The following is a 25,351-nucleotide window of genomic DNA, read 5'->3' on the forward strand; positions in this document are numbered from 1 at the left end:
AGTAAGATGACTAAAAGGAGGTTGTTGATAGATGAATTTTAAAATGAATCACTCAGAATGGTATGAGCTTGTTGCACTGTCGGCAAGAAGACGTGCTGAGCTATTCGCTCAATTTCGTAATCAACATACAGATAAAAAAGTTTTGAAATTTTTATCTAATGAAGAGCGGAAAAAGATCAAAAGTAAGGCTCTGAGTTTTCAAACATTTTTTGAGGAAGGAGGGAAAATGATTTTTTATGATGAAGATAGCTATCCTTGTTTGCTACGTGAGATTGCTTTTCCACCTCCATTTCTGTTTGCCAAAGGTAACTTCTCGTTGCTAGAAAAGGACTTAATTACGGTGGTTGGAACACATCAAATGCGCCCATATGGAAAAGCAATAGCTCGTTTTTTTACAAGTGGCTTAGTAAAATCAAAGTTTGGAGTGTTAACTGGTACTTTGAATGGAACGGAAGAAACGGTTTTAAGAACGTCAGTTGGACTTGGTGGCGACATTGTATGCTTATTAGCGTCAGGCCATCACTCTATATTCCCGAAAAATAACCGAAGTTTGCTTGATCAAGTTGAACAAGTGGGAGTAACGATAACTGAATATGCACCTAATATAGCGTTTGATACCAGGTTTTTAGAGGAACGAAGCAGGCTATTAAGTGGGCTTTCAAGGGGAATCCTACTTACAGAAGAAAAATTGCGAGGTGGGGCACTTCTTACTGCTCAGTATGCAGTTGAACAAAATCGTGAGGTCTTTGCAGTTCCTGGAAATATTTTTTCTGATGGATCTGCTGGTGCTCATGCACTCATTATGGAAGGGGCGAGGCTTGTGACAAACCCTCAAGAGGTTGTTGAAAGTTTCTTATTTTGACTCAAAGGATTAAATTTTCATGAGAAACAGGGGATTTAGCTTGCATTTCTAAAATTTTTGAGATAAGTTTGCTAGAGGACGGCAGAAACCTTCCATATTAAGTGCGTAAAATTTAGTTGGAGAAATATATGGATTGACAAACTTTTTTTTACGGGCTATGATTGACTACTGAATCAAGTTGTTCGAACACTTTGGATAATTTGAACAGTACAACGAGGCAAAAAATAAAAGCTTGATCATTTATTTAGCCCGTTTATTTGACCCAATTAGGGAGGAAATGAATACATGGCAGACTATCTTGTTATTGTAGAATCACCAGCAAAAGCTAAAACAATTGAAAAATATCTCGGAAAAAAATATCAAGTTAAAGCTTCAATGGGACATGTTCGCGATTTACCGAAGAGCCAGATGGGCGTTGATTTTGAACATGACTTTGAACCTAAATATATTACGATCCGGGGTAAAGGACCTGTTTTAAAAGAATTGAAACAAGCGGCTAAAAAAGCTAAAAAAGTTTATCTCGCAGCTGACCCCGACAGAGAAGGAGAAGCAATCGCTTGGCATTTAGCGAATAGCTTAGAACTTGATCAATCAGACGATCTGCGGGTCGTTTTTAATGAAATCACGAAAGATGCCGTTAAGGAATCTTTTAAACATCCACGTAAGATTGATATGGATCTTGTTGATGCCCAACAAGCTCGACGTGTGCTTGATAGACTTGTAGGTTACAACATCAGCCCCATTCTTTGGAAAAAAATTAAAAAAGGTTTGAGTGCAGGACGCGTACAGTCGATTGCACTTCGTTTGATTATTGATCGTGAAAAAGAAATCAATAACTTTAAACCTGAGGAATACTGGACGATTGATGGCAACTTCAAAAAGGGGCGTAAAGCTTTCCAAGCTAATTTTTATGGCGTAGATGGCAAAAAGAAAAAATTACAAAACGCTGCAGATGTTAAAGAAGTTATGGCCAAAATCAAAGGTAAAGAATATGAAGTGGTAGAAGTTACGAAAAAAGAACGGCTTCGTAATCCAGCTGCTCCGTTCACAACTTCTTCGCTTCAACAAGAAGCTGCGCGTAAGCTGAATTTTAGAACGCGTAAAACAATGATGCTTGCACAACAACTTTATGAGGGAATAAAATTGGGAAGACAAGGCACGGTTGGTTTAATTACCTATATGCGTACGGACTCTACCCGAATTTCCGACACAGCAACAAATGAAGCTTACAACTATATTGAAGAAAATTATGGAACTGACTTTGCGCGCAAGAAAAAGCGGCAAGATAAGAATCAAAAAGGTTCACAAGATGCCCATGAAGCGATTCGCCCAACCAGCGTTTTACGTTCACCACAAGAAATGAAAGAATATTTAAGTCGCGATCAACTTCGACTTTATCGTTTGATTTGGGAACGTTTTGTGGCAAGCCAGATGACACCCGCTGTTCTTGATACGATGCGTGTGGATATGGAAAATAACGGGGTTCGCTTTCGAGCAAATGGTTCGAAAATCAAATTTGCTGGTTTTATGAAAGTTTATGTTGAAAGTAACGACGATAATAAAGAGGAAAAAGAAAATATTTTGCCAGAGTTAAAACAAGGCGATAAAGTGACTTCGGAGTCGCTTGAACAGCGTCAACATTTCACACAGCCGCCTCCACGCTATACAGAAGCAAGACTTGTGCGGACGCTCGAAGAAATTGGTGTGGGTAGACCTTCTACTTATTCACCAACAATTGATACCATTCAACGTCGTAATTACGTTTCACTAACCAATAAACGATTTGCGCCAACTGAACTAGGAGAAATCGTTAACGAAATGATTGCTGAATACTTCCCGGAAATTTTGGATGTCAGTTTTACGGCGGATATGGAAAACGATTTGGATGAGATTGAACACGGGAAAATGCAGTGGATCAAAGTAATCGATGAGTTTTATAAGCAATTTGAACCGCATGTGAAACGTGCAGATGAAGAAATGGAAAAAATTGAAATTAAAGATGAGCCTGCAGGGATTGATTGTGATGTTTGTGGAGCTCCTATGGTATATAAAATGGGGAAATACGGTAAGTTCTTAGCTTGCAGTCGCTTTCCTGAATGCCGTAATACAAAGGCTATCGTAAAAGAAATTGGCGTTACCTGTCCGAAATGTCGTGAAGGACAAGTTATCGAAAGAAAAAGCAAGAAAAACCGTATTTTTTATGGCTGTAATCGGTACCCAGATTGTGATTATGTCTCTTGGGATAAACCGGTTGAACGTCCTTGCCCGAAATGCGGCGAGCATGCTCTTGTTGAGAAGAAACTGAAAAAAGGTGTTCAAGTACAGTGTACGAACTGTGATTACAAAGAAGAAGCGCAAAAATAAGTTGGGATTTGTTTTGAAGGAGGAAGGTTAGTTGGAGAAAATAGTCAATGTAATTGGAGCAGGACTAGCAGGAAGTGAAGCGGCTTGGCAGTTAGCAAAGCGTGGCGTAAAAGTGCATTTGTACGAAATGCGCCCTGTCAAGCAAACCCCTGCGCATCATACCGATAAATTTGCCGAGTTAGTTTGTACGAACTCGCTTCGTGCAAACGGCTTAACGAATGCTGTTGGCGTGATTAAAGAAGAAATGCGAATGCTCGATTCGATTATTATCAAAGCAGCTGACCGTGCTTCTGTCCCTGCGGGAGGAGCGCTTGCGGTTGATCGCCATGAATTTTCTGGCTATGTAACGGAACAAGTGAAAAATCATCCGTTTGTTACAGTTTTTAACGAAGAAGTAACAGAAATCCCAAAAGGTCCAACAATTATTGCTACTGGACCGCTTACAAGTGAAGCTTTGGCTGAAGAAATTCGCAAAGTAACTGGTGAAGATTATCTTTATTTTTATGATGCAGCGGCACCAATCATTGAAAAAGATAGCATTGACATGGATAAAGTTTATTTGAAATCGCGTTATGACAAAGGGGAAGCAGCTTACCTCAACTGCCCAATGACACAAGAGGAGTTTACTGCCTTCTATGAAGCTTTGATTAGTGCGGAAACGGCTGAATTAAAAAGCTTTGAAAAAGAAGTTTTCTTTGAAGGGTGTATGCCGATTGAAGTGATGGCAAAACGGGGAATCAAAACAATGCTATTTGGTCCTCTTAAACCAGTTGGATTGGAAGATCCGAAAACAGGAAAGCGCCCTTATGCAGTACTCCAACTTCGACAAGATGATGCAGCTGGGACGCTCTACAATATGGTAGGTTTCCAGACACATTTAAAATGGGGCGAACAAAAACGTGTTTTCCAAATGATTCCTGGGCTAGAAAATGCTGAAATCATACGTTATGGCGTAATGCACCGGAATACGTTTATCAATTCCCCGAAGGCGATGCAAAATACGTATCAACTAAAAACGCGAAAAGATTTATTCTTTGCAGGCCAAATGACAGGTGTAGAAGGCTACGTGGAATCAGCTGCTAGCGGTCTTGCCGCTGGAATTAATGCAGCACGCTTTGTTTCGGGAGAAGAACCAGTTGTATTTCCAAGAGAAAGTGCAATAGGAAGTATGGCTAATTACATCACTTCAACGAATACGAAAACTTTCCAACCAATGAATGTTAATTTTGGATTGTTTCCAGAGCTACCTGAAAAAATTCGTGCTAAACAAGAGCGGAATGCTAAATTAGCTGAAAGAGCGTTAGATGCTATAAAAAGTGTTGCAGAAGAATTATAAAACGACTATAATGGTTAAGGGCTAGTGCGCTAGCCTTTATTTCCATTTAGTTTCATTTGTTTGAATAGTTAAACTTTTATACAGTAGCTTTGACAGTTTGGCTATAGCTTTCTAAACACTTGAATTGATGCGGATTCTAAATTAATTGGAAATGTTGCGAAAAATGCGTAAAATTATTGCAACTCGCTTTCCCTTGTGTTACGATGGAATTGTTTGAGAGGTGGATTTATCATGGAAGAAGAGCAATTTTTGCCAAAATTTATGGATTATCTTCGAGTAGAGAGAAACTATTCGGATAATACGGAAATTGCCTATTTTGAAGATATTCATGATTTTCAAACTTTTTTAAATCAACAAGCAATTGAAAGCTTCACAGAGGTAGACTATTTGGTGGTTCGTTTGTATCTAACGATGCTAAATGAGCGACAATTTTCGCGTACGTCTGTGGCACGAAAGATTTCAAGTTTGCGCAGTTTTTATCATTTTTTGATTCGTGAGGGTGTATTTTCTGATAATCCATTTACATATGTCTCACATGCAAAAAAGGATCTTAGGCTTCCAAAGTTTTTCTACAATGAAGAAATGGAAGCTTTATTTCAGGTCGTGTATCAAAATGATGAGCCGCTTACGCTTCGTGATCGTGTTATTTTAGAACTTCTTTACGGAACTGGAATACGTGTTTCTGAAGCTGCGCAAATACAGCTTTCTGACATTGATACTGCCTACCAAGCTATTTTGATAAAGGGAAAAGGAAATAAGGAAAGATATGTTCCATTTGGTTCTTTTTTGGAGGATGCAATTCAAATATATCTGGAAAATGGGCGGAACGTTCTTTCAAACAAATATCATAAACATCATGATGCTTTACTTATAAATCATTACGCTGATCCGCTTTCAACTCGCGGAATCCGCTACTGTTTGACGAAAATTATTGAAAAAGCAGCTTTAACTAGAAAAATTCATCCCCATATGCTTCGTCATACTTTTGCAACGGATCTTTTGAATAATGGAGCGGATATGCGGACGGTTCAAGAACTTTTAGGTCATGCGAGTTTATCTTCTACACAAATCTATACCCATGTGACTAAAGAACATCTTAAAACTACTTACATGAAGCATCATCCTCGGGCATGAAAAATAGGAGGTAGTTGAGTAATGGAATTGCATGCAACAACAATTTTTGCGATTAAGCATAATGGAAAAGGAGCAATGGCAGGCGACGGGCAGGTGACGCTCGGTGAATCAGTAGTTATGAAGCATACGGCACGAAAAGTAAGACGCTTGTTTCATGATCGTGTCATCGCTGGGTTTGCTGGATCAGTTGCTGATGCTTTTACGTTGTTCGAAAAATTTGAAAGCAAATTAAATGAATACAATGGAAATCTAGAACGTGCTGCGGTTGAGCTTGCTAAAGAGTGGCGTAGCGACAATGCACTTCGGAAACTAGAGGCAATGTTAATTGTAATGGATGAGGAAACGCTGTTACTTGTTTCAGGAACTGGAGAAGTGATTGAACCAGATGATGGAATACTCGCGATTGGCTCTGGCGGAAATTATGCACTTGCAGCTGGCCGAGCATTAATGCGTCACAATGGTAATGATATGGAAGCAAAAGAAATCGCCAAACATGCGCTTGAGATCGCTTCAGAAATTTGTGTTTTCACAAACGGCAACATTATCGTAGAAGAATTATAAAGAGGTGATAGAGGTGGAAAACGGAGCAACTTTAGAGTTAACTCCACGTCAAATTGTTGAAAAGCTCGATCAATATATTATTGGTCAAACGGGCGCTAAGAAATCGGTCGCCGTAGCCCTTAGAAATCGCTATCGCCGAATGATGATGGAAGAAGCGATGCGCGATGAAATCATTCCGAAAAACATTTTAATGATCGGACCAACAGGTGTTGGGAAAACAGAAATTGCGCGCCGAATTGCAAAAATCGTGAAAGCACCTTTTACAAAAGTAGAGGCTACGAAATTTACCGAAGTCGGTTATGTTGGACGCGATGTTGAATCGATGGTTCGTGATTTAGTAGAAGTTTCTGTTCGTCTTGTGAAAGAAGAAAAAATGCAATCAGTTCGTTTTAAAGCTGAAAAAAATGCTGAAAAGAAAATTATTAAATTGCTAGCACCAGCAGAAAAGAAAAAACAGACAACTTCGCAAAATCCATTTGAAGCACTTTTTCAAAATGCTTCTCGTTCGGCAGAAGAAGAAAATGAGCCCGTTGATGAAACGCTGAAGCAAAAACGGAATCAACTTGAGTATCGGCTAGAACGAGGCGAGTTAGACGATGAAATGGTGACAGTTGAAGTGACCGAACAACAAAACCCAATGTTTGACATGATGCGCGGCGGGGGAATGGATCAATTAGCAGGGATGCAGGAAGCTTTTTCCAGTCTCTTGCCAAAAAATAAAAAGAAACGCCGAGTGACGGTGAAAGAAGCGAAGCAAATCTTGTTTGAAGATGAAGCTTCAAAATTAATCGATCAAGAAGAAGTAGCAGCATTAGCTGTGAGAAGAGCTGAACAGACAGGAATTATCTTTATAGATGAAATAGATAAGGTAGCAGCAAAAGAAGGTGGAAACGGCGCCCAAGTTTCGCGAGAAGGCGTGCAAAGGGACATTCTTCCGATTGTTGAAGGCTCCCAAGTGGCAACGAAATACGGACTTGTTAATACGGAATTTATTTTATTTATCGCCGCTGGAGCGTTCCATATGTCTAAACCATCTGATTTAATTCCTGAACTTCAAGGTCGTTTTCCAATTCGGATAGAACTGGATAAATTGTCGCAAGAAGACTTTGTCAAGATCTTAACTGAGCCGGATAATGCACTAATCAAGCAATATAAGGCATTACTTCGCTCAGAAGGCATTGAACTTATTTTCACTAAAGAAGCTGTTGCGAGACTCGCTGAAATTGCTTTTCAAGTTAACCAAGAAACAGACAATATTGGCGCAAGACGACTCCATACGATTCTTGAAAAACTGCTTGAAGATTTGCTTTTTGAAGCACCTGATATCAACTTAGACCAAGTAACGATCACAGAAAAATATGTGAATGAAAAGCTTGATTCGATTATGCAAAGCAAAGATTTAACTCAATTTATTTTATAAAATTTTAGGAGGAGCTAATTATGAGCTTATTAGAAAAAACAAGAAAGATTAATGCAATGTTACAAAACACGTCAGGAAAGACTGTAAACTTCAAAGAAATGGCTGACACACTGAGTGACGTTATTGAAGCCAATACTTATATTGTTAGTCGTAAAGGAAAACTTCTTGGTTATTCTGAAATTTTACCAATTGAAAACGAACGGATGAAGCAAATGCTTTCTGAACGTCAATTCCCAGAAGAATACACACAAAGTTTATTTAATGTTAATGAAACTTCTGCAAACCTAGAAGTTTCTAGCCAATACACAGCTTTCCCAATTGAAAATAGCGATTTATTTACAAAAGGCTTAACGACTATCGTTCCTGTTGTTGGTGGTGGAGAACGTCTTGGAACTTTGATTTTGTCCCGTATGGAAAACAACTTCACAGATGATGATCTTTTACTTGCTGAATACGGAAGTACAGTAGTGGGCATGGAAATTCTTCACGAAAAAGCAGAAGAAATCGAAGAAGAAGCGCGTAGCCGTGCAGTTGTACAAATGGCGATCAGTTCGCTTTCATATAGTGAACTGGAAGCAATTGAACATATCTTTGATGAATTAAATGGAAAAGAAGGCTTGCTAGTTGCTTCTAAAATTGCTGACCGTGTCGGAATTACTCGTTCTGTCATCGTCAATGCACTTCGTAAATTAGAAAGCGCCGGCGTGATTGATTCACGTTCACTTGGAATGAAGGGGACATTCATTCGTGTCTTAAATGACAAATTCTTAGTTGAACTTGAAAAACTAAAAAATAGCTAAATTTAAAATACGGGCCTCTTGTTTTCTAGAATTCCTTCAGGTAATTAGAAAACAAGAGGCTTTTTATTGTACTTAGATTTCTTTTTTGAAGGATAATTTGCTAAAATGGAGAAGGATACTGTTTTTTGGAGGGACGATTTGATGTTATACACGGAAACCAAAATAGAAGTTCGTTATGCAGAAACGGATCAAATGGGCGTTGTTTACCATGCGAATTACCTCGTATGGATGGAGCTCGCGAGAAATCACTTTATCGAAGAAAGCTTAGGACTACGCTACTACGACATGGAACAGCGTGGCTTTTTATCGCCAGTAATCGACGTTTCGGTTCATTACGGAAAACCACTGCGTTACGGGCAAGAAGCAATAGTTAAGACTTGGTTAGTCGCCTATGACGGGTTACGCGTCACATACGGCTATGAAATTCGTTATGCAGATAGTGGCGAAGTTGCCATTACCGGAGAAACAAAACATGTTTGTGTTACTAAAGAAGATTTTAAACCGGTTGCGCTAAAGCGAGAATTGAAAGATTGGCATGAAAAATACTTACAAGCACTCGAGGAAGGGTGAGCGAGATGGCTTTTGGGGTAAAGCGTGATGAGTTAATGGCGTTTAAAAAAAAGGCCGAACGAGGCGAAATTGCACTTTTAACCCATTACTGGATTGATGAACGGTTTCCCAATTCTAAAACGGTCACAAAAGCGGCAAGTGCTGATATTGAAGCCTTAAAAAAATGGGGTCGAAGCTATCACTTACCGGAAAACTATATTGATTATGGACATAAGAATTTACCACATTATGATTTATTTGGGGATATTCAACTGGAAATTCTAGAAAAAGAAGGAAAATGGGATCAAATTGAACGATTTCATTTGAAGGGAGACAAGGAATGATTAAATTAGAAAACGAGTTGCTGCTTGTTGAATTAACTGAGCAAGGAGCAGAACTTACGAAGATTTACCACAAGAAAACGGGACTTGATTATTTGTGGGATGCCGATCAAGCGTTTTGGGGGAGACATGCTCCGATTTTATTTCCAACAGTAGGTCGCTTAGTAGATGATACTTACTATGTTGATGGCGAGGCTTTTCATTTAACGCAACATGGTTTTGCGCGAGATAAAGCGTTTACTGTAGTCGAATTAGTTGAAAATCAAGTTGTTCTTGAGCTGCTCGCTGATGACAAATCAAAACTTATCTATCCTTTTTCGTTTCGCTTAAGAGTTACTTATACTTTACTTGATGATCAAATCCGAGTAGAGTATCAAGTTGAAAATACAGACAAGCGTCGCATTTATTTTTCAATTGGAGCGCACCCAGCCTTCAATGTTCCACTCACAGAAGGAACAAAATTTGAGGATTACTATCTCGACTTTGGTCAAAAAGAAAAGCTGGATACGCTTTTACTTGAGGGGCCGTATCGTAGTGGAGAATTGAAAGCTCTTGCTACCGAAAAAACGGATACGCTCGATTTAGATTATTCTTTATTTGAAAATGATGCCTTGATTTTTGAGGGGCTAAGTGGGAATGAGATCGCGATTCGCTCGAAAAAGCATCCTCATTTTGTTAAAGTGTCCTTCCCGCATTTTCCTTTTGTGGGGATCTGGACACCAGGAGATGGTGCTCCATTTTTATGTATTGAACCGTGGTTTGGGATTGCAGATGGCGTTGGGAATTCCGTCGAACTTCGAGATAAAGCAGGCATCGAGCAGCTTGATCCGGAAGCTATTTTCACGTCTGAATATCGCATTCAACTTGGATAAAAAAAGGAATTCAGCGTACAATGAGTACGCTGAATTCCTTCGCTTTACATCCAAGTGATTTTAGGTTCCTCGCCATTTCGAATTCGGTTAATATTGGCACGGTGTCGCCAAATGATAAATAAGGCTAAGCAAGTAATGAGCACAATTAAAATTAAATCGCCCATAAAAAGAGAGATTATAAATGCGGCTACAGCTGCAACCATTGAACTTAATGATACATATTTGCTGATTTTCAGCGTTAAAAGAAAGACAAGAATCGCTGCGATGAATAAAAGCGGTGCATAAGCAAGGACGACCCCTGCCGATGTGGCAACAGCTTTACCACCTCGGAAGCCAGCAAAGATGGGAAAACTATGTCCAATGATGGCAAAAACCCCTGTGAGTAGCATAAAATGTCCATCAAGTTGCGGCAAAAAGAAGAAAGGAAGAAGCGTTGCAAGCGATCCTTTTAAAATGTCAAGAACAGTCACAACAGAGCCTGCCTTTACGCCAAGAACACGAAACGAGTTTGTCGCGCCTAAGTTTCCGCTACCAAATTCGCGAATATCTTTTTTGTAAAAAATTTTCCCAATCCAAAGACCAGATGGAATTGATCCAATGATGTATGCAGCAAGGCACAGTAAAATCAGTTTGGCAATCATAATAAAACCCCTTTTGTAACGGTATTTTCTGTTATGAATTATAGCATAGTTTACGCTTAAATGGTGAAAAAGCGCGGAATTTGGTTTCTCTTTTTAGCCATCTCTTGGCTAGTGGCTTTACAATGAGGAGTTTAAACGATAAAATAGTATTTTGAATGAAACGTTAAACAGCGAACGAACTTCTTGTTAAAACGAAAGGAGTAAATGGCGTGCAAAATCCGAGTAAACAACAAATTGATACAATTCTAAAATCTGCTAAAACGATTGCAGTTGTTGGTTTGAGTGATAAACCAGAACGAACGAGTTACCAAGTTGCAAAAGTCATGCAGGAAGCGGGGTACCGAATAATTCCCGTTAATCCGAATGCATCAGAAATTCTTTCGGAGAAAACGGTAGGGAGCCTTGACGAAATTAATGAGCATGTAGATATTGTCAACGTTTTCAGGCGTTCTGAGTTTTTGCCAGAAGTTGCACGCGATTTTCTAAAAATGGATGCGGATGTTTTCTGGGCACAACTTGGCCTTGTTAACGAGGAAGCTTATGAGCTTTTAAAAGATAGCCATCCCGTAATCATGGATAAGTGTATTAAGGTGGCTTACCGCGAAATGGAACATTAACAGGTGAACAGGTTCTTTTCGGGCCTGTTTTTTCACGGCTTTCTAGAGCAACTTAAGAAAATACGACTTACTTGGAATTGAAAGGAGTTATGGATAGATGAAAAAAAGTGAATACAATGATGATTCTATTCAGGTATTAGAAGGACTGGAAGCAGTTCGAAAAAGACCTGCCATGTATATCGGCTCAACCGACGTACGCGGACTTCATCATTTAGTATATGAAATTGTCGATAATTCGGTCGACGAAGCTTTAAATGGATATGGAAAAGAAATCAAAGTTATTTTACATGAAGATGGTAGTGTCAGTGTAACAGACCACGGTCGGGGAATGCCGATCGGTATGCATAAAACGGGAAAATCAACTGTCGAAGTCATTTTAACTGTTCTTCATGCTGGCGGTAAATTTGGCCAAGAAGGCGGCTATAAAACAAGTGGTGGCTTGCACGGTGTGGGTTCATCGGTTGTCAATGCGCTTTCAGAATGGCTAACAGTTACGATTCACCGAGATCAAGCCGTTTATGAACAACGCTTTGAACATGGCGGGAAACCGGCTAGCAAGCTCACTAAAATTGGCAAGGCAAAAGATACGGGAACGACACTCCGGTTTAAGCCTGATCCAGAGATTTTCCCAGTCACATCGTTTAACTATGAAGTCTTGTCAGAACGTCTGCGCGAATCCGCGTTCTTGCTTAAAGGTTTACGTATTGAATTGATTGACGAACGTGTTGGCATGGGCGAAGTGTTTTATTTTGAAGAAGGCGTTAAAAACTTTGTTGAGTATATCAACGAAGGAAAAGACGTTTTACATCCAGTTGTTGCTTTTGAAGGCGAAAGTAATGATATCGAAATCGAAATGGCTTTTCAGTTCAATGACGGCTACTCGGAAACCGTTCTTAGCTTTGTTAACAACGTCCGCACCCCTAATGCGGGGACGCACGAAGCAGGAATGCGCTCAGCTATGACACGTGTGTTTAATGAATATGCTAAACGTGTCGGGCTGTTAAAAGAAAAAGATAAAAATCTTGAAGGAAGCGATATTCGTGAAGGCTTAGCTGCTGTTTTGTCTGTTCGTGTACCAGAACGCATGCTTCAATTTGAAGGACAAACGAAAGAAAAATTAGGAACGACCGAAGCCCGTGCGGCAACGGATGCTGTGGTTGCGGAGCATATTGCTTATTTTCTTGCAGAAAATCCTGATACAAGCAGTTTGCTCATTAAAAAAGCAATCAAAGCGCGTGAAGCGCGTGAAGCCGCTCGAAAAGCGCGTGAAGAGACACGGAATGGCAAGAAGCGGAAACGTTCAGAAACACTTCTTTCTGGGAAATTGACGCCTGCACAATCGCGTAATGCAAGTCGGAACGAACTTTACTTGGTGGAGGGGGATTCGGCCGGTGGTTCGGCTAAGCAAGGTCGAGATCGGCATTTTCAAGCGATTTTGCCACTTCGAGGAAAAGTGATTAACGCCGAAAAAGCGAAACTTCAAGATATCTTGAAAAATGAAGAAATCAATACCATTATTCATACAGTAGGCGCTGGTGTTGGACCAGAATTTGAAGTCGAAGATTGCAATTACGATAAAGTCATCATTATGACGGATGCGGATACAGATGGAGCGCATATTCAAGTGCTGCTCTTAACTTTCTTCTACCGGTATATGCGGCCGCTTGTTGAAGCCGGGAAAGTGTATATTGCTTTACCTCCACTTTACAAAGTGAGTAAGGGCAGCGGTAAAAAAGAAGTGATTGAATATGCTTGGACGGATGACGAACTAGATGGAGCTATTCAAAAAATTGGGAAAGGCTACATGATCCAACGCTACAAAGGTCTTGGGGAAATGAATGCCGATCAACTTTGGGAAACAACTATGAATCCAGAAACGCGGACTTTGATTCGTGTTCGGATGGAAGATGTGGCAAGAGCTGAACGTCGTGTTGCAACCCTTATGGGAGACAAAGTAGAGCCGCGCCGGAAGTGGATTGAATCTCACGTGGAATTTAGCTTGGAAGACGATTCCAATATTCTGGATAACGAAAATATGGTAGAGGGGGCGGATGAATCTTGAGTAATACACCTGGACAACAAATTCAAGATTTAGCGCTTGAAGAGGTAATGGGTGACCGTTTTGGTCGCTATAGTAAATACATTATTCAAGAACGTGCGCTTCCAGATGCGCGTGATGGTCTGAAGCCTGTTCAAAGACGGATTTTATTCGCGATGAATGAAGAAGGAAATACAGCTGAAAAAGGATTTCGTAAGTCGGCGAAAACGGTCGGAAACGTAATCGGGAATTACCATCCGCATGGGGATACGTCTGTTTATGATGCGATGGTTCGGATGAGTCAAGACTGGAAAGTGCGCAATGTGCTGATTGAAATGCACGGAAATAACGGGAGTGTGGACGGAGATCCGGCTGCTGCGATGCGTTATACGGAAGCAAGACTTGCTCCGATTGCTGCGGAACTTTTACGTGATATTGAGAAGGAAACGGTTGATTTTGTTCCAAACTTTGATGATACATCAAGCGAACCCACTGTGCTTCCGGCACGCTTCCCTAACTTGCTAGTTAATGGCTCGACTGGGATTTCTGCTGGTTATGCGACAGACATTCCGCCGCATAATTTGAGCGAAATTATTGATGCTGTTATTAAGCGGCTCGATGCTCCTGATTGTGATCTTTCAGCGCTGCTTAAAATCGTGAAAGGGCCTGATTTTCCAACTGGTGGGATTATTCAAGGTGCTGATGGCATCCGAAAAGCTTATGAAACCGGGAAAGGTCGTGTTGTCGTTCGCTCAAAAACGGCAATTGAAGATATTCGCGGGGGCAGAAAGCAAATTACGGTTTATGAAATTCCATATGAAGTGAATAAAGCAAATCTTGTTAAACGGATTGATGAACTAAGACTAGATAAAAAAATTGAGGGGATTTCAGAGGTTCGTGATGAAACGGACCGGACTGGTCTAAGGATTGCAATCGAGCTGAAAAAAGAAGCCAATGCAGAAGGTGTTTTGAATTACTTATTCAAAAATACGGATCTGCAAGTGAGCTATAATTTCAATATGGTGGCCATCTTCAATAAGCGACCTGTTTTGATGGGGCTAATTGGGCTACTAGATGCTTATATTGCGCATCAAAAAGAAATTATCACAAAGCGTTCGGAGTTTGATATTCGGAAAGCACGTGCGCGCGAGCACATCTTAGCTGGTCTGATGAAAGCTCTCTCGATTCTTGATGAAGTTATTCGCTTGATTCGTGAATCGAAAGATAAGCGCGATGCAAAACTAAATTTACAAGATCGCTATGACTTTAGTGAAAAACAAGCAGAAGCGATTGTTTCGTTACAACTTTATCGTTTAACTAATACTGATATTACTGAACTGAAAGAAGAAGCGAAGGAACTGCAAGAAAAAATCAGTCGCCTAGAGAAAATTTTACAGAATCCAGGCGAACTTATCGCTGTTTTAAAAGATGAGTTAAAAGAAATTAAGAAAAAATATAAAACAGCTCGCCTGACTGAAATCCAAGCTGAAATTGAAGAAATTAAAATTGATACAGAAGTGCTCGTCGCAAGTGAAGATGTGGTTGTTTCGGTGACGAAAGAAGGCTACGTCAAACGTACGAGTATGCGTTCCTATAGCGCTTCAAATGGTCAAGATTTGGCGATGAAGGATTTAGATCACCCGATTTTTATCGAAAAACTGAATACGATGGACTCGCTTTTAATGTTTACGAGTCGCGGAAACTTTATTTACCGGCCGGTGCATGAGCTTCCAGAGATGCGCTGGAAAAACTTGGGCGATCATATTAGCCACTTAGCGGGCGATTTGGCTCAGGGAGAAGAAATTATTGCTGCAAAAGGCATTTCGAAATTCGATGATGCGCATTATTTCTTGTTTGTAACGCGAAATGGAATGATCAAAACCTCGCTTATTTCAAATTACAAGCCGCAGCGCTACTCTAAATCCATGATGGCGATTAAACTCAAAGCAGATGATGAGCTTTTAAGCGTTGACTTGATCGATCAGTCGGAAGATGTGTTCCTTGCAAGTAAATTTGGTTATGGCTTACGCTATGCTGTTAGTGAAGTACCTGATTCTGGCACAAGAACGGCGGGCGTCAAGGCAATCAATTTGAAGAGCGGTGACGAGGTGAGTGGAGCCGTTGTTATTTCGAAAGAGGAAACGAAAAAACTCTTCTTGCTGACGCAGCGTGGCTCACTGAAAAAAATGAAGCTTGCTGAATTTGAACCAATTTCACGTGCTAAACGTGGCTTGATTATGCTTCGCGAATTGAAAAACAGCCCGCATCGCGTTTTCCGTGTTTTCCTTGCGGCTGATGATGAATCGTTGATGATTGAAACGGATAAGGAACAATTTGTGGAAGTTGAACTAAAAAATGTTCGGACAGCTGATCGCTATTCAAATGGTTCGTTTGTTGTTGATGAGGCACTGGAAGGAAAACCAGTCGATGCTTGGTTAGAGATTCCTGAGATTAAAGAAGAACCTAGTGAAACAAATTCGTAACAACTAAAAACCGGCTATTCTAGCAAAAGATTGGTCGGTTTTTCTTGCAAAAGATTGTGGAGAGGAGCTTTTTTATGAGTGAAAAAATGAATGTAGAAAGTTTTAATTTAGATCACACGAAGGTGAAGGCGCCATACGTGAGACTTGCTGGCGTGAAAAAAGGTTTGCACGGAGATGAAATTTATAAGTATGATGTGCGTTTTAAGCAACCCAACAAAGCACATATGGAAATGCCGGCACTCCATTCACTTGAGCATTTGATGGCTGAGCTTTCGAGGAATCACTCGGATAAAGTGGTGGATATTAGTCCGATGGGATGTCAAACAGGATTTTACGTTTCTATGATTAATCATGACGATTATGAGGACTTTCTCCGCATTTTAGAAGCAACACTTAAGGATTGTCTTGTGCAAGACGAAGTACCAGCGTGTAATGAAATGCAGTGTGGATTTGCTGCGAGTCATAGTTTAGAAGGTGCAAAAGAGCTAGCACGTGAATTTCTAGACGGACGTGAACATTGGCAGCATGTCTTTGCATAAAAAAACTCTTTTCCAGGTCGTTACTGGAAAAGAGTTTTTTTATTTTTTGATCGATTGCATCAGTAAGTTCACGTAAGCTTCAGCGCCTTCTTTTTTCAAATGGACGCCGTCTGGCTCAAAGTAGCTGCTGTTTTCTTTAGCAAGCGAGTACCAATTGACGACAGTTAAATTTGGATAATTTTCTGCTGCAGCATTAATCGCTGTATTGACTTCTTGTTCCCAACCACGCGGAACACGAGAATTTACGAAGTAGATATTTGCTTGATCAAACTGATCTAATAATCGATTTAATTGTTTTTCTGTAAAAGGTCCATTAGTTCCGAGTTCAATGATTACCGCGCTATCACTCGTATTATACTGTTTATAGCTTGGCGCAAGGTCAATTGCATCAGATAATTGCCTTCCAATTTTCCCATCAATCGTCACATTTGGAACGGTTTCTTTAAGGTATGGTTCGATATCAATCATAATCGAATCACCCAGAGCCAGAGTTTGTTTATAAGGATAAGGATTATCTTTTTTAGGAGGGACAGTTGTTTGATTAGGCTTGTTTTCTGGTTTGTTTTGCTGCGCTCCGTTGCTTGATGTTTCCGATTTGTTCTTGGTATCTTGTGTCTCCTTTTTAGGAGCTACTTTTGTTTTTTCACCGTGATTAGACGTTTTTACTTCGGTTTTTTTCGTTTCGGCTTTTGTTTCAGTTGATAAAGCACCAGTCATTCCAAGTGCGAAGGCACCGACTGAAAAAACAAGGACGAAAATGGAAGCCCAAAGTCCAACTGGCTTGTTTTTAAATACAAAATAATTTTTATAGCGGAACGAACGAATGAAATTGAAAAAGCCGTGTTTTCGAATGGGCGTTTCCAAATAACGATACGAAAGTTCAGCGATAACGAAGGTTGCTGCAACTTGCAAAACAGGTCGAATAATACTTAATTGACCAATTTCAGTTACAGGGGTAGTAAGCGTGATAATCGGATAGTGCCATAAGTAAATGCCATAAGAACGTGTTCCGATCCAGCGAAGTGGCTTAAGACTGAATACACGGCTTAGATAACAGGATGGATGTGAAATTGTTGCTATCATTACAACTCCAAGAAGTGCGACTAAAAAGAGACCGCCACGATAGAGAAAAGTTTGATATTCACTTAAAACATAAACAAAGATAAAGAATAAAATGACACTAATAGTTCCCGCAATATTTAGGGTCAGGCGACTTTTGGCCGGTATTTTAGGACTGAGACGATTGAAAGGCCATAAAAAAGCAAGTGCACAACCACTGAGTAAATCAAATAAGCGTGTGTCTGTTCCGTAGTAGACGCGGCTTGGATCGCTTCCTGGCGTATAAAGGATTCCCATCAGGATAGCAGATAGCAAGGCAAGGGCGATGATGGTTCGTAATAACCATTTTGGATTCTTGATGAAACGGAGAAATCCATATAAGAAAAGCGGCCAGATTAAATAGAATTGCTCTTCAATTGCGAGGGACCACAAGTTTTTTAGCGGTGATGGAACACCAAACGAATCAAAATAAGAAACATTGTGGAAAATAAACCACCAATTGCTTACATAGAAAAACGAAGCAATGCTATCCCCGCGCAAGTTGTGCAGCAAACCACGATTGAATAAAACTGCAAATATAACGACACAGATAATCATAAAGTATGCGGCTGGAAATAACCTCCGGAACCGTCTAAGCCAGAATTGTTTCAAATCAATGGTATTTTTAGTCTCCCATTGTGTCAGCAGGATGTTTGTAATTAAGTAACCAGATAATACAAAAAATATGTCAACGCCAATGAAACCACCTTTGGCCCAAGAAAAATTCAAATGATAAGCGATGACTGCTAAAACCGCCAATGCACGAAGACCGTCAATACTCGGCACGTATTTCCTACTGTAACGAGCAGTTCTTTTCAAAATAACATCTCCCAATCCAGTAATTTCATTTTAAGTAATTTTTAAGTCACAATCAATAATACCACAGAAGCGGGATACTGTAACGGATAAAGGTGTTATTTTTAACATTTTGAGACCTTAGATATAAAAAAGGGAATTTGTCCTAAAATAAAGCGCTTTTAAACATTGTATTTGAATTGTTTCTTTTTATTTACTGACTTTTGTTAGTTCCATTTTACTATAAAAATTTACAGATAAGTTTTTCTGAGACAAAATACTTTCCCTTTCTTGGAAAATTGGTTATAATGGGTACAAGTTAATAGTTAAATTGTCTATTTGAGATTAGAGAGACTACAAGCGACGATTCATTCGTCTGTTTTGTGGTCTCTTTTTTTCTGTTCGCATAAGCTTTGCTTTATTTTTGCGTTTCAAAAGGATCATTTAGTGGAAAAAGGCGAATAGGTCAGTAGATGCGTTAACGAGATATGAAGGGGGAAGAATAATGGTACAATTATTTTCAGCTTTTGACAGAGAAACAATTGAAAGAAAAATGCAAGACGAAAAATTTGATGTTGTAATCGTCGGTGGAGGCATTACTGGAGCGGGAATCGCGCTAGATGCTGTTTCGCGTGGAATGACAGTCGCTCTTGTTGAGATGAATGACTTTGCTAGTGGGACATCCAGCCGTTCTACAAAGCTTGTACATGGCGGCTTGCGCTATCTACAACAGTTCGAAGTAAAAGAAGTAGCGGAGCTTGGAAAAGAACGTGCAATCGTTTACGAAAATGGTCCTCACGTTACAACTCCAGAATGGATGATGTTACCGTTCCATAAAGGTGGGAACATGGGGAAATTTACGGCTTCTGCTGGTATTCGGCTTTATGATTACTTAGCAGGTGTTAAAAAAAGTGAGCGGCGTAAAATTTTGTCGAAAGCAGAAACACTTTCTAAAAATCCGTTCGTTAAAAAAGAGGGGTTAAAAGGATCCGGTTACTATGTGGAGTATCGAACTGATGATGCTCGATTAACGATTGAAGTGATGAAAAAAGCTGTTGAGCTTGGAGCAAAAGCGATTAATTATACGAAAGCAGAGCAATTCATTTATGACGATAAGCGTCATGTTTCTGGTATCACAGTTACAGATCGGCTTTCTGGAAAAGTATATGACATTTATGGGCATCGTGTGATTAATGCTGCCGGTCCTTGGGTGGATAAAGTTCGTAAACTTGACTATTCACACAACAATAAGCATTTACGTTTAACAAAGGGCATTCATTTAGTTATTGATAAGAAAAAATTCCCAATGGAACAAGCTGTGTACTTTGATACACCAGATGGACGGATGGTATTTGCAATTCCGCGTGATAAAAAGGTCTATGTCGGAACAACGGACACTTTTTATGATGAATCGCCTATCAATCCAAAAGCACTCGAATCCGATCACAACTATGTAATTAAAGCCATTAATTATATGTTCCCAGATGTGCATGTGACGGAAAAAGATGTGGAATCTAGCTGGGCTGGCGTTAGGCCACTTATCTATGAAGAAGGAAAGGATCCATCTGAAATTTCTCGGAAGGATGAAGTCTGGTTCTCAGATAGCGGATTAATCACAATGGCTGGAGGTAAATTGACTGGGTACCGAAAGATGGCTGAAAAACTTCTAGATGATATTTCGAAAGACTTGAGTAAAGAAACTGGAAAAACATTTAAAGCGGTGCAAACAAAACATTTACCAATTTCTGGCGGAGATATTGGTGGCTCAGAAAACTTGGAAAGCTTTATTGACAAGAAAGCCAAAGAAGCGATTAATCGTTTTGGATGGTCACTTGAAGAAGCGCGAGAAGTGGTAAAACGATTCGGAACAAATATTGACCAACTGTTTACTTATGCGCAAGAACATAAGGAAAAAGGAGTGAATACACTCCCAAATAGTTTGTATGCGGAACTGTATTATTCGATTTATCATGAATCAGTCATTGATCCAGTTGATTTCTTACTAAGAAGAACTGGCTATCTGCTTTTCGATATGCCTTATTTACTAGAATGGAAAGACGAAGTATTTGAAGAAATGAATCGGTTGTTCCATTGGGATGAAAAAACACGAGAAAAATTACAAGCAGAATTAGACACACAAATTAAAGATGCTCGTGAACCTGCAGATTGGCACGATCGAAAGAGTGAATAAATGACAAAAGGATAAAAAAGCAAAAAGCACGTTCCTAAGTTAGATTAGGAATGTGCTTTTGCTTTAAACAAGCCTTGCTAGGCAAAAAAGAGTTCCCAAGCCGTCGTTTTCATGATAAATTAGTAATAGACGAAAAGGAGGTTTTTTCGTTTGACTAAAATTCCAGTCATTGTTCTTGTCGGGCCAACCGCTGTTGGAAAAACTGAACTGAGTGTGTCGCTTGCTGAAAATTGGCGAGGGGAGATCATTAGTGGTGATTCTATGCAGGTTTATAATGGGCTTGATATCGGAACAGCCAAAATTACGGAAAGCGAAATGCGTGGGATTCCTCATTATCTGATTGATGTTGTGCAACCAAATGAACCTTTTTCAGCTTCGGTGTTTCAAGATGAAACAAAAAAGAGAATTCGAATGATTCATTCAAAAGGCAAACTTCCTTTTGTCGTAGGTGGAACTGGCCTTTACATTCAATCGGTTTTTTACAATTATTCATTTGGAAAAGCTTCTGAAGATCCTGAGTACCGAGCTCGATTAGAAGAAATGGATGCGTCTAAACTCCACAACTTACTGTTTGAGAAGGATCCGAAAAGTGCTGAACAGATTCATTTGAATAATAAACGACGTGTTATTCGCGCGCTTGAAGTCATGAAACTTACAGGGAAACCTTTTAGTGAGTATCAAGTGGAAACGGAGTTGTCGGATGAATTTGAGCCACTCTTTTTGGGACTTGAATTAGAGCGTTCTGTGCTTTACGACCGAATTAATCAACGTGTGGATCTGATGATGGACGCAGGATTAATCGAAGAAGCAAAAGCGTTATATGATTTATCTTTGGGCGATGTACCCGCCACACGAGGAATCGGCTATAAAGAGTTGTTTCAATATTTTGATGGAGAGCTTTCAAAAGAGGATGCGACTGAATTGATCAAGAAAAATTCACGCCATTTTGCAAAAAGGCAGATGACTTGGTTTAGGAACCGAATGAAGATTCACTGGATTCATGCACTAGAAGAATCAACTGAAAGACAAGCAAATGCTTGTATTGGTCGATTTTTAAAAGCAAATCCGTTTGATTCTTATAAATGAGGGTATAATTTTTAGAAATAGAAGACAATGTTCTTCTAGCAATCCTTTTTGTGTGATTGATTTTAAAGAGAGATAGGAGAGAGAAACATGAGCAAAGGTGGACAAGCATTACAAGATCAGTATTTAAATCAACTTCGTAAGGAGAAAATTCTAGCTACAGTATTCTTAACGAACGGCTTCCAACTACGTGGACGTGTCGTAAGTTTTGATAATTTTACGGTGCTTCTTGATGTTGAAGGCAAACAACAACTCGTTTTCAAACATGCGATTTCAACATTTTCGCCACAAAAAAATGTAGCCCTTAACCAAGAAGATTAAAAAATAAAGCTCAAAAGGCAGGTTTCCCCTGCCTTTTTTGTGTTGAATCACAGAAAAAAGTGAGAAAGGAAAACGAATGAACGAAAAAGTGAGAAAGCTAAAGCAGCAAGCTGAAAAAATGATTCAAGAGTGGAATGAAGAAACGGACCAAATTGCAGAAGAAAATCAAGCTAAAGTTCTTGCTGCATTTCGAGACAATAAAGTGAGCGATTTTCATTTTAATCCATCAACAGGTTATGGTTACGACGATGAAGGGCGCGATACACTAGAACGCGTTTATCGCTCCGTTTTTCGTACAGAAGCAGCTATTGTGCGTCCGCAGTTGATTTCAGGAACACATGCAATTAGTACAGCACTTTTCGGGGTGCTTCGCCCGGGTGATGAACTAATCTATATAACAGGAGCGCCATACGATACATTAGAAGAAATTGTTGGCGTTCGCGGACAAACAGGAAATGGTTCGCTGCGTGATTTTAACATTCATTATGAAGCGATTCCGCTTACTAATAATCAAGTCGACTGGCAAATGGTGAAGCAGAAAATGTCGAATAAGACAAAAATGATCGGGATCCAGCGTTCAAAAGGCTACGCAGAGCGTGATTCTTTTTCAATTGCCGAAATTGAAGAGATGATTCGCTTTGTGAAATCTCTTTATCCAGATGTGATTGTTTTTGTCGACAATTGCTACGGTGAGTTTGTAGAACCGCTTGAGCCAACAGATGTTGGGGCTGATTTAATTGCAGGCTCTTTGATTAAAAATCCGGGAGGTGGACTTGCGAAAATTGGTGGGTACTTGGCCGGAAGGCAAGACTTGATTGATCTTTGTGGATATAGGCTCACAACCCCTGGCATTGGACTTGAAGCTGGAGCATCGCTTTATAGCCTACTTGAAATGTATCAAGGTTTCTTCTTAGCTCCCCATGTGGTTGCACAGGCCGTAAAAGGAGCACGCTTTACAGCTGCGCTTCTTGAACTTTGTGGAGTCGAAACAAAGCCGAAATGGAACGTAAAACGAACGGATTTAATCCAAAGTGTATCTTTTGAGGAGCAAGCGCAAATGGTAACTTTTGCTCAAGCTATTCAAAAGTTTTCGCCAGTCAATGCGCATGTGCTTCCAGTAGGTGCTTATATGCCAGGCTATGAAAATGATGTGATCATGGCAGCGGGGACCTTTATTCAAGGTGCAAGTCTTGAACTTACGGCAGATGGCCCAATTCGTCCGCCTTATGAACTTTATATTCAAGGTGGTTTAACCTATGAACATGTTAAAATTGCTGTTTCAGAAGCAGTGAATGAGCTATTTTCGGATGAATCTTACTAAGTTTAATGCGAGCAGATGTTGCTCGCATTTTTTTTAGGGAAATAAATGTTAGATAATCTTACATAAATTTGACAAAAGAAATGACATCCTTTATAATTCAACTATCCTAAAAAGATGGAGGGAATGATGGCTATGGGTGAGAAGGAAATACGAAGATCTATGCCGCTTTTTCCGATCGGTCCGGTAATGAAACTAACCAACTTGACTGCTAGGCAAATTCGCTATTATGAAGATCAAGGCTTAATACATCCAGCAAGGAATGAAGGAAATCACCGCCACTATTCTTTGCAGGATATTGATACATTACTTGAAATTAAAGATTACTTAAATGACGGGTTAAATATTGCAGGAATCAAGAAAATGTACAAGATGAAAGAACAAGAAGCAAAGGTTCCATTAACAGATGAAGATGTTCGTAAAATTTTACGCAAAGAAATGCAGCAAGCTGGCCGTTTTGTGAAGGGAACGGATATTCAAAAGAGTCGATATCCAAAACTCTAAGATTGTTAAAATCGGTATTTACTTTTTTTTAAAAGTTGATATAAAAAATGATTCGGGAGGATTTATTATGGCAAAATATACAAAAGAAGACATTTTCCACTTCGCAGATGAACAAAATGTGAAATTTATTCGTCTACAATTCACTGACATTCTTGGAATAATCAAAAATGTAGAAATCCCTGTTAGCCAACTAGAGAAAGCTTTAGATAACAAAATGATGTTTGATGGATCATCAATTGAGGGATTTGTGCGTATTGAAGAATCGGATATGTACCTATGCCCAGATTTAGATACATGGGTAGTGTTCCCTTGGACAGCTGAAAAAGGAAAAGTCGCTCGTATGATTTGCGATATTTATAACCCAGATATGACACCTTTCGCTGGAGATCCTCGTGCGAATTTGAAGCGTGTCCTTGAAGAGATGCACGAGTTAGGCTTTACTGATTTTAATTTAGGACCTGAACCAGAATTTTTCCTATTCAAATTAGATGAAAATCGTAAACCAACGCTTGAGCTCAATGATTCAGGTGGCTATTTTGATTTAGCGCCAACAGATCTTGGCGAAAATTGCCGCCGCGATATTGTTCTTGAACTAGAAGAAATGGGATTTGAAATTGAAGCCTCCCACCATGAAGTGGCTCCTGGTCAACATGAAATTGACTTTAAATATGAAGATGCCATTACTGCTTGTGATAATATCCAAACTTTTAAACTCGTTGTCAAAACGATTGCAAGAAAACATGGCTTGCACGCAACCTTTATGCCGAAACCTTTATTTGGAGTAAGTGGCTCAGGTATGCACTTCAATATGTCACTTTTCAAAGGAAAAGAAAATGCTTTTTATGATAAAGATGGAGAGCTACAATTAAGTGAAACAGCTTATCAATTCCTAGCAGGCATGATGAAACATGCAAAAGGATATACAGCAATTACGAATCCAACAATCAACTCATACAAACGTCTTGTACCAGGTTATGAAGCACCTTGCTATATTGCTTGGAGTGGGAAAAACCGTAGTCCACTCATTCGGGTACCAAGTTCTCGTGGATTGAGCACACGTCTTGAGCTTCGTAGTGTTGATCCATCAGCAAATCCGTATCTTGCGATGGCTGTTCTTCTTAAAGCTGGGTTAGAAGGGATAAAAAATAATTTAACGCCTCCAACACCAGTTGACCGCAATATCTATGGAATGGATGAGGAGGAACGTCATGAAGCTGGTATTTATGATCTTCCAGAGAGCCTTTCTCTTGCGATGAAAGAACTTTCAAAAGATGATGCTGTTCGTGATGGACTAGGAGAGCATATTTTTGAGCACTTTATTGAAGCAAAAGAAATTGAATGTGAAATGTTCCGGACGGCCGTTCATCCTTGGGAAAGAGAACAATACTTAGAGATTTATTAAAATAAAAGCAGCTGCCCCTCAAGGGTCAGTTGCTTTTTTCTTTCAGAGAAAAATAAAAAAACCGCCCATACTATGGGCGGTT

At 39.7% G+C, this 25,351-nt stretch carries 22 protein-coding genes; 20 read left to right on the forward strand and 2 right to left on the reverse strand.

From position 1 onward, the window contains the following. Positions 1–31: 31 nt before the first annotated feature. From UR08_RS03705 to UR08_RS03750, 10 genes are all read left to right on the forward strand, one after another. On the forward strand, positions 32–862 hold the full coding sequence (locus UR08_RS03705) for a DNA-processing protein DprA (protein WP_115752305.1): 831 nt from the start codon (positions 32–34) through the stop codon (positions 860–862). Between the two features lie 285 nt (positions 863–1,147). Beyond that, complete coding sequence (topA, locus tag UR08_RS03710; RefSeq protein ID WP_115752306.1) at positions 1,148–3,226, forward strand: type I DNA topoisomerase; 2,079 nt, start codon at positions 1,148–1,150, stop codon at positions 3,224–3,226. A 31-nt stretch (positions 3,227–3,257) separates the two neighbouring features. Beyond that, the gene (trmFO, locus tag UR08_RS03715) at positions 3,258–4,562 is read left to right on the forward strand and encodes an FADH(2)-oxidizing methylenetetrahydrofolate--tRNA-(uracil(54)-C(5))-methyltransferase TrmFO (RefSeq protein ID WP_115752307.1); all 1,305 of its coding nucleotides are present in this window, start codon (positions 3,258–3,260) and stop codon (positions 4,560–4,562) included. A 231-nt stretch (positions 4,563–4,793) separates the two neighbouring features. Then, positions 4,794–5,696, forward strand: a complete 903-nt coding sequence (xerC, locus tag UR08_RS03720; RefSeq protein WP_115752308.1) for a tyrosine recombinase XerC — start codon at positions 4,794–4,796, stop codon at positions 5,694–5,696. 21 nt (positions 5,697–5,717) lie between these two features. Further along, positions 5,718–6,257: an ATP-dependent protease subunit HslV gene (gene hslV / locus UR08_RS03725; protein ID WP_115752309.1), complete on the forward strand. Its 540-nt coding sequence runs from the start codon at positions 5,718–5,720 to the stop codon at positions 6,255–6,257. 13 nt (positions 6,258–6,270) lie between these two features. Beyond that, positions 6,271–7,677, forward strand: coding sequence for an ATP-dependent protease ATPase subunit HslU (hslU, locus tag UR08_RS03730; RefSeq protein WP_115752310.1), 1,407 nt, complete (start codon positions 6,271–6,273; stop codon positions 7,675–7,677). A 20-nt stretch (positions 7,678–7,697) separates the two neighbouring features. Next, positions 7,698–8,477 carry a GTP-sensing pleiotropic transcriptional regulator CodY gene (gene codY / locus UR08_RS03735; RefSeq protein WP_115752311.1) on the forward strand — a complete coding sequence of 260 codons (780 nt, stop codon included), beginning with the start codon at positions 7,698–7,700 and terminating at the stop codon, positions 8,475–8,477. Positions 8,478–8,618: 141 nt separating this feature from the next. Then, positions 8,619–9,047 (forward strand): acyl-CoA thioesterase, encoded by a 429-nt coding sequence (locus UR08_RS03740; protein ID WP_115752312.1) that lies wholly within the window; start codon positions 8,619–8,621, stop codon positions 9,045–9,047. Between the two features lie 5 nt (positions 9,048–9,052). Next, positions 9,053–9,370 carry a hypothetical protein gene (locus UR08_RS03745; protein ID WP_115752313.1) on the forward strand — a complete coding sequence of 106 codons (318 nt, stop codon included), beginning with the start codon at positions 9,053–9,055 and terminating at the stop codon, positions 9,368–9,370. Continuing rightward, complete coding sequence (locus UR08_RS03750; RefSeq protein WP_115752314.1) at positions 9,367–10,239, forward strand: aldose 1-epimerase family protein; 873 nt, start codon at positions 9,367–9,369, stop codon at positions 10,237–10,239. Before UR08_RS03745 ends, UR08_RS03750 begins: the two co-directional genes overlap by 4 nt. 44 nt (positions 10,240–10,283) lie before the next feature. Here the strand turns inward: UR08_RS03750 and plsY are convergent, their stop codons facing one another. Further along, on the reverse strand, positions 10,284–10,880 hold the full coding sequence (gene plsY / locus UR08_RS03755; protein WP_115752315.1) for a glycerol-3-phosphate 1-O-acyltransferase PlsY: 597 nt from the start codon (positions 10,878–10,880) through the stop codon (positions 10,284–10,286). Positions 10,881–11,089: 209 nt separating this feature from the next. Between plsY and UR08_RS03760 the strand changes: the two genes are divergently transcribed. The 4 genes from UR08_RS03760 (at position 11,090) to UR08_RS03775 (ending at position 16,557) form a co-directional block, all read left to right on the forward strand. Beyond that, positions 11,090–11,497: a CoA-binding protein gene (locus UR08_RS03760; protein WP_115752316.1), complete on the forward strand. Its 408-nt coding sequence runs from the start codon at positions 11,090–11,092 to the stop codon at positions 11,495–11,497. Positions 11,498–11,594: 97 nt separating this feature from the next. Further along, on the forward strand, positions 11,595–13,559 hold the full coding sequence (gene parE / locus UR08_RS03765; RefSeq protein WP_115752317.1) for a DNA topoisomerase IV subunit B: 1,965 nt from the start codon (positions 11,595–11,597) through the stop codon (positions 13,557–13,559). Beyond that, positions 13,556–16,018, forward strand: a complete 2,463-nt coding sequence (gene parC, locus UR08_RS03770; RefSeq protein ID WP_115752318.1) for a DNA topoisomerase IV subunit A — start codon at positions 13,556–13,558, stop codon at positions 16,016–16,018. Before parE ends, parC begins: the two co-directional genes overlap by 4 nt. A 74-nt stretch (positions 16,019–16,092) precedes the next feature. Further along, a complete protein-coding gene (locus tag UR08_RS03775) occupies positions 16,093–16,557 on the forward strand; it encodes an S-ribosylhomocysteine lyase (RefSeq protein ID WP_115752319.1) in 465 nt (154 codons plus the stop codon). 39 nt (positions 16,558–16,596) lie between these two features. Here UR08_RS03775 and UR08_RS03780 read toward each other — a convergent pair whose 3' ends face one another. Continuing rightward, the gene (locus UR08_RS03780) at positions 16,597–18,474 is read right to left on the reverse strand and encodes an acyltransferase family protein (protein WP_115752320.1); all 1,878 of its coding nucleotides are present in this window, start codon (positions 18,472–18,474) and stop codon (positions 16,597–16,599) included. Between the two features lie 481 nt (positions 18,475–18,955). Between UR08_RS03780 and UR08_RS03785 the strand changes: the two genes are divergently transcribed. The 6 genes from UR08_RS03785 to glnA all read left to right on the forward strand — a co-directional run bounded on the left by UR08_RS03785 (position 18,956) and on the right by glnA (position 25,269). Next, positions 18,956–20,641, forward strand: a complete 1,686-nt coding sequence (locus UR08_RS03785; protein ID WP_115752321.1) for a glycerol-3-phosphate dehydrogenase/oxidase — start codon at positions 18,956–18,958, stop codon at positions 20,639–20,641. 150 nt (positions 20,642–20,791) lie between these two features. Then, entirely contained in the window at positions 20,792–21,727 is a 936-nt protein-coding gene (gene miaA / locus UR08_RS03790; protein ID WP_115752322.1) for a tRNA (adenosine(37)-N6)-dimethylallyltransferase MiaA, read from the forward strand. Positions 21,728–21,814: 87 nt separating this feature from the next. Then, positions 21,815–22,045 carry an RNA chaperone Hfq gene (hfq, locus tag UR08_RS03795; RefSeq protein WP_115752323.1) on the forward strand — a complete coding sequence of 77 codons (231 nt, stop codon included), beginning with the start codon at positions 21,815–21,817 and terminating at the stop codon, positions 22,043–22,045. A 76-nt stretch (positions 22,046–22,121) separates the two neighbouring features. Next, on the forward strand, positions 22,122–23,366 hold the full coding sequence (locus UR08_RS03800) for a methionine gamma-lyase family protein (protein ID WP_115752324.1): 1,245 nt from the start codon (positions 22,122–22,124) through the stop codon (positions 23,364–23,366). Positions 23,367–23,498: 132 nt separating this feature from the next. Continuing rightward, positions 23,499–23,867, forward strand: a complete 369-nt coding sequence (locus UR08_RS03805; protein WP_115752711.1) for a MerR family transcriptional regulator — start codon at positions 23,499–23,501, stop codon at positions 23,865–23,867. A 67-nt stretch (positions 23,868–23,934) separates the two neighbouring features. Next, the gene (gene glnA / locus UR08_RS03810) at positions 23,935–25,269 is read left to right on the forward strand and encodes a type I glutamate--ammonia ligase (protein ID WP_115752325.1); all 1,335 of its coding nucleotides are present in this window, start codon (positions 23,935–23,937) and stop codon (positions 25,267–25,269) included. The last annotated feature ends 82 nt before the right edge of the window (positions 25,270–25,351 follow it).

This window comes from Listeria kieliensis, from assembly GCF_003369925.1.
Classification (GTDB): Bacteria; Bacillota; Bacilli; order Lactobacillales; family Listeriaceae; genus Listeria; species Listeria kieliensis_A.

Excerpts from the sequence above, each read along its gene's own strand:
- UR08_RS03705 (WP_115752305.1), top strand. The coding sequence starts at position 32 with ATGAATTTTAAAATGAATCACTCAGAATGGTATGAGCTTGTTGCACTG.
- topA (WP_115752306.1), top strand. The coding sequence starts at position 1,148 with ATGGCAGACTATCTTGTTATTGTAGAATCACCAGCAAAAGCTAAAACA.
- xerC (WP_115752308.1), top strand. The coding sequence starts at position 4,794 with ATGGAAGAAGAGCAATTTTTGCCAAAATTTATGGATTATCTTCGAGTA.
- hslV (WP_115752309.1), top strand. The coding sequence starts at position 5,718 with ATGGAATTGCATGCAACAACAATTTTTGCGATTAAGCATAATGGAAAA.
- codY (WP_115752311.1), top strand. The coding sequence starts at position 7,698 with ATGAGCTTATTAGAAAAAACAAGAAAGATTAATGCAATGTTACAAAAC.
- UR08_RS03740 (WP_115752312.1), top strand. The coding sequence starts at position 8,619 with ATGTTATACACGGAAACCAAAATAGAAGTTCGTTATGCAGAAACGGAT.
- UR08_RS03745 (WP_115752313.1), top strand. The coding sequence starts at position 9,053 with ATGGCTTTTGGGGTAAAGCGTGATGAGTTAATGGCGTTTAAAAAAAAG.
- UR08_RS03750 (WP_115752314.1), top strand. The coding sequence starts at position 9,367 with ATGATTAAATTAGAAAACGAGTTGCTGCTTGTTGAATTAACTGAGCAA.
- plsY (WP_115752315.1), bottom strand. The coding sequence starts at position 10,880 with ATGATTGCCAAACTGATTTTACTGTGCCTTGCTGCATACATCATTGGA.
- parE (WP_115752317.1), top strand. The coding sequence starts at position 11,595 with ATGAAAAAAAGTGAATACAATGATGATTCTATTCAGGTATTAGAAGGA.
- UR08_RS03775 (WP_115752319.1), top strand. The coding sequence starts at position 16,093 with ATGAGTGAAAAAATGAATGTAGAAAGTTTTAATTTAGATCACACGAAG.
- UR08_RS03785 (WP_115752321.1), top strand. The coding sequence starts at position 18,956 with ATGGTACAATTATTTTCAGCTTTTGACAGAGAAACAATTGAAAGAAAA.
- hfq (WP_115752323.1), top strand. The coding sequence starts at position 21,815 with ATGAGCAAAGGTGGACAAGCATTACAAGATCAGTATTTAAATCAACTT.
- UR08_RS03800 (WP_115752324.1), top strand. The coding sequence starts at position 22,122 with ATGAACGAAAAAGTGAGAAAGCTAAAGCAGCAAGCTGAAAAAATGATT.
- UR08_RS03805 (WP_115752711.1), top strand. The coding sequence starts at position 23,499 with ATGGGTGAGAAGGAAATACGAAGATCTATGCCGCTTTTTCCGATCGGT.
- glnA (WP_115752325.1), top strand. The coding sequence starts at position 23,935 with ATGGCAAAATATACAAAAGAAGACATTTTCCACTTCGCAGATGAACAA.